We start from the raw sequence: 3,573 nt of genomic DNA on the forward strand, positions 1-3,573 counted from the left end.
GACTACACGGTCCGCTTCCCCGACGCGAACGGCGTCGGCACGATGATCAACGACCCCGACCCCGTCTACGACGACTGCTCGAACGCCAGCCACACGACGAGGAACACGCTCGCCGGCATGCAGGCCTCGAACCGGAACGTCGGTGACCTGCTCGGCGCCAAGGGCGTCAGCTGGGGCTGGTTCCAGGGCGGCTTCCGCCCGACGACCCCCTACGACCCCGCCACCGGCACGCCGGCCGCCTGCCTCGCCACGCACACCAACGCCGCGGGCCTCAGCTCGACCGACTACAACCCGCACCACGAGCCGTTCCAGTACTACGCGTCGACGGCCAACCCGCACCACCTCGCCCCGGCGTCGGTCGCCGAGATCGGCCACGACGGGCGTGCCAACCACCAGTACGACCTCGCCGACTTCGACCAGGTCGTCGGTACCGACCGGCTGCCCGCCGTCAGCTTCCTCAAGGCCGCGAACTACCAGGACGGGCACGCGGACTACTCCGACCCGGTCGACGAGCAGCGCTTCGTCATCCGGGAGGTCAACGCGATCGAGCAGTCCCCGAACTGGAAGGACACCGCGGTCATCCTCGCCTACGACGACTCGGACGGCTGGTACGACCACGTCGCCGCGCGGCTGACCAACGCGTCCGACGGCACCGACGACGCGGCCTGGTGCATCGACGCCGCGGCGGCCGGGGTCCCCGTCGAGGGCGGCTACCTGGACCGGTGCGGTCCCGGCCCGCGCCAGCCGCTCCTCGTCGTGTCGCCGTACGCGCGGACCAACTTCGTGGACCACACCCAGACCGACCAGGCCTCGATCCTGCGGTTCATCGAGGACAACTGGAGCACCGGCCTCATCGGCGACCACTCCGCCGACGCCCGGGCCGGGTCGCTCGAGCACCTGTTCCACTTCCCGAACGCCAAGGCCCCGAAGGTCCTGCTCGACCCGACGGACGGCACGATCGCGTCCGTGGAGTCGGTCCACGGCTCCTCGCACGACTGACGCCGCGACGGTGCCGGACGCGAGACGGACACACGGCAGCCACCAAGCCGTGACCGATTCGTGTCCGGCCCCGTGCCCGGGAACGGGCTCCGGCGCGGGTCGCCGACGCTAGAGTCCGCTCGCGCGATCCTGCGCTCCACTGAATCCACAGGGAGTCTCACTCATGGACTGGTACACCAAGGTGCTCAAGAACTACGTCGGGTTCTCGGGCCGCGCCCGCCGCACCGAGTACTGGATGTTCACGCTGTTCAACGTCATCATCGGCGGCATCCTCAACGTCCTCTACTCGGCCACCCACTCGTCGATCTTCTACGTGCTGTACGTCCTGTACCTGCTCGCCGTGCTGCTGCCGAGCATCGCCGTCGGCATCCGGCGCCTGCACGACACCAACCGCACGGGCTGGTGGCTGCTCATCGGGCTGGTCCCGTTCGTCGGCGCCATCGTCCTCATCGTCTTCTTCGCCACCGAGGGCAACCGCGGCGCCAACCAGTACGGCGCGGACCCCAAGGGCATCGAGTCCGGCGCCGCCCCGGCGACCGCCTGACGCGTCACCGCACGAGCGCCCCGACGCCGTCCACCTCCGGGTGGGCGGCGTCGCCGCGTGTCCGGGGTCCTGCGGGATCCGAACGGCCTGCCGTGTCGAAAGGCGTCGCCACCGAGCGACGTCGTGGTGGAGGCTGGAGCCGACCCGGCCCGGCCGCACGCAGATCGCACCGACCAGAGGAGAACCCATGCGCTACCTGCTCATCCACCGGCTCGACGAGACCCGGCCCGAGGCGTGGAACCCGAGCCCCGAGTTCATCGACAAGATGGGCGCCTTCATGACCGAGTGCGCCGAGTCCGGCGTCCTGCTCGCCGCGGAGGGGGTCCACCGCAGCGACGAGGGCGCGATGATCACCAAGCGGTCCGGCGGCACCCCGTCGGTCACCGACGGCCCGTTCACCGAGGCCCGCGAGGTCGTCGGTGGGTTCGCCGTCATCGACGTGGCCTCCCGCGACGAGGCTGTCGAGCTCGGCACCCGCTTCGCCGACCTGTTCCCCGAGGTGTCCGTCGAGGTGCGGCGCGTCATGGAGTTCGAGGACCTCCCCGCGGACATCCAGGAGCAGCAGGGCTCCCAGGTCATCGACGCGGCCCAGGGCCACCGCGACGCCTGAGCCGGGACCTGAGCCGCGACACCTGAGCCGGGACGCTACGGGCATCGACCGGCGCAGACACCCCCGGACCGCCGCGTCGACCCGTGGCGCCCCTCCGCCCGGCCCGCTAGCGTCGGGCCCGTGAACATCATCTTCGTGGAGCCGTCCTTCCCGGCCAACCAGCGCCGCTTCGTGCAGGCGCTCGCGTCGGTCGGGGCGAACGTCTACGGCATCGGCGAGTCGGAGGAGGGGCACCTCGGCGACGACCTCCTCGGCTCGCTGCGGGGGTACTACCGCGTCGGTTCGGTCACCGACGTCGGGCAGATGGTCGACGCCGTGCGCTTCTTCCAGGACAAGGTGTGGATCGACGCCCTCGAGGCGGTCGTCGAGGCGCACACGATGCCGGCGGCACAGGTGCGCGAGGCGTGCGGCATCCCGGGCACGAGCGTGCGCACCACGTGGCTGTGCCGCGACAAGCCGTCGATGAAGGACGCGCTGCGCGAGGCCGGGGTGCCCACGGCGGCCAGCGCCGCGGTCGAGTCCGCTACGGAGGCAAGGGAGTTCGCCGAGCGGGTCGGGTACCCGCTCATCCTCAAGCCGCGCGCGGGGGCCGGCGCGCAGGGCACGACCCGCGTCGACGACGACCGCGAGCTCGAGGCCGCCCTCGGGGCGTTCGGGGCCGAGGGGTCGACCTCGATCGCCGTGGAGGAGTTCGTCGAGGGGCACGAGGGCTTCTACGACACCATCACGCTCGGTGGGGAGGTCGTGCACGACTGGGCCACGCACTACTACCCGAACGTCCTCGAGGCCATGCGCCACCGCTGGATCTCGCCGGAGTTCATCACGACCAACCGCATCGACGACCCCGCCAACACGTTCTACGCGGAGGTGCGCGAGCTCGGCCGCCGCGTCATCGCCGCGCTCGGCATCGAGACGTCGGCAACCCACATGGAGTGGTTCTACGGCCCGAAGGGCCTGCGGTTCAGCGAGATCGGCTGTCGGCCACCCGGCGTGGGAGCGTGGGACCTCTACTCCGCAGCCAACGACGTCGACGTCTACCGCGAGTGGGCCCACGTCATCACGCACGGGCGTCCCGAGCAGCCGATGCGCCGGACCTACTCGGCGGGCATCGTCGCCCTCCGGCCCGACCACGACGGCGTCATCCGGGGCTACTCCGGCATCGACGAGATCCAGGCGCGCTATGGCGAGTGGGTCATCGACGGCCACTTCCCGCCGCAGGGCCACGGCACCCAGCCCGTCGAGGCGGGATACATGGCCAACGCGTGGGTACGGATGCGCCACCCCGACTACGACACGACGCGCGCCATGCTCGACGACGTGGGGCGCACCATCCGCGTCCACGCCGGCTGAGCGTCGCGCGCGGCGACCGGAGACCAGTGCCAGAGACGATCCTCCTCGGACCGCAGCGGTTCACCACGAC

4 protein-coding genes are annotated in these 3,573 nt (G+C 71.1%); all 4 read left to right on the top strand.

The genetic code is table 11. The annotated features are described in order from the left end of the window. A partial coding sequence (locus ACR9ZK_RS21030) for a phospholipase C (RefSeq protein ID WP_481343913.1) occupies positions 1 to 999 on the top strand: 999 nt, incomplete at its 5' end. Between the two features lie 163 nt (positions 1,000 to 1,162). Next, positions 1,163 to 1,543, top strand: a complete 381-nt coding sequence (locus tag ACR9ZK_RS21035) for a DUF805 domain-containing protein (RefSeq protein ID WP_481343914.1) — start codon at positions 1,163 to 1,165, stop codon at positions 1,541 to 1,543. Between the two features lie 187 nt (positions 1,544 to 1,730). After that, a complete protein-coding gene (locus ACR9ZK_RS21040; protein WP_481343915.1) occupies positions 1,731 to 2,153 on the top strand; it encodes a YciI family protein in 423 nt (140 codons plus the stop codon). Between the two features lie 120 nt (positions 2,154 to 2,273). Beyond that, entirely contained in the window at positions 2,274 to 3,503 is a 1,230-nt protein-coding gene (locus tag ACR9ZK_RS21045) for an ATP-grasp domain-containing protein (protein ID WP_481343916.1), read from the top strand. The last annotated feature ends 70 nt before the right edge of the window (positions 3,504 to 3,573 follow it).

Source organism: Monashia sp. HAY1-5C, from assembly GCF_056755255.1.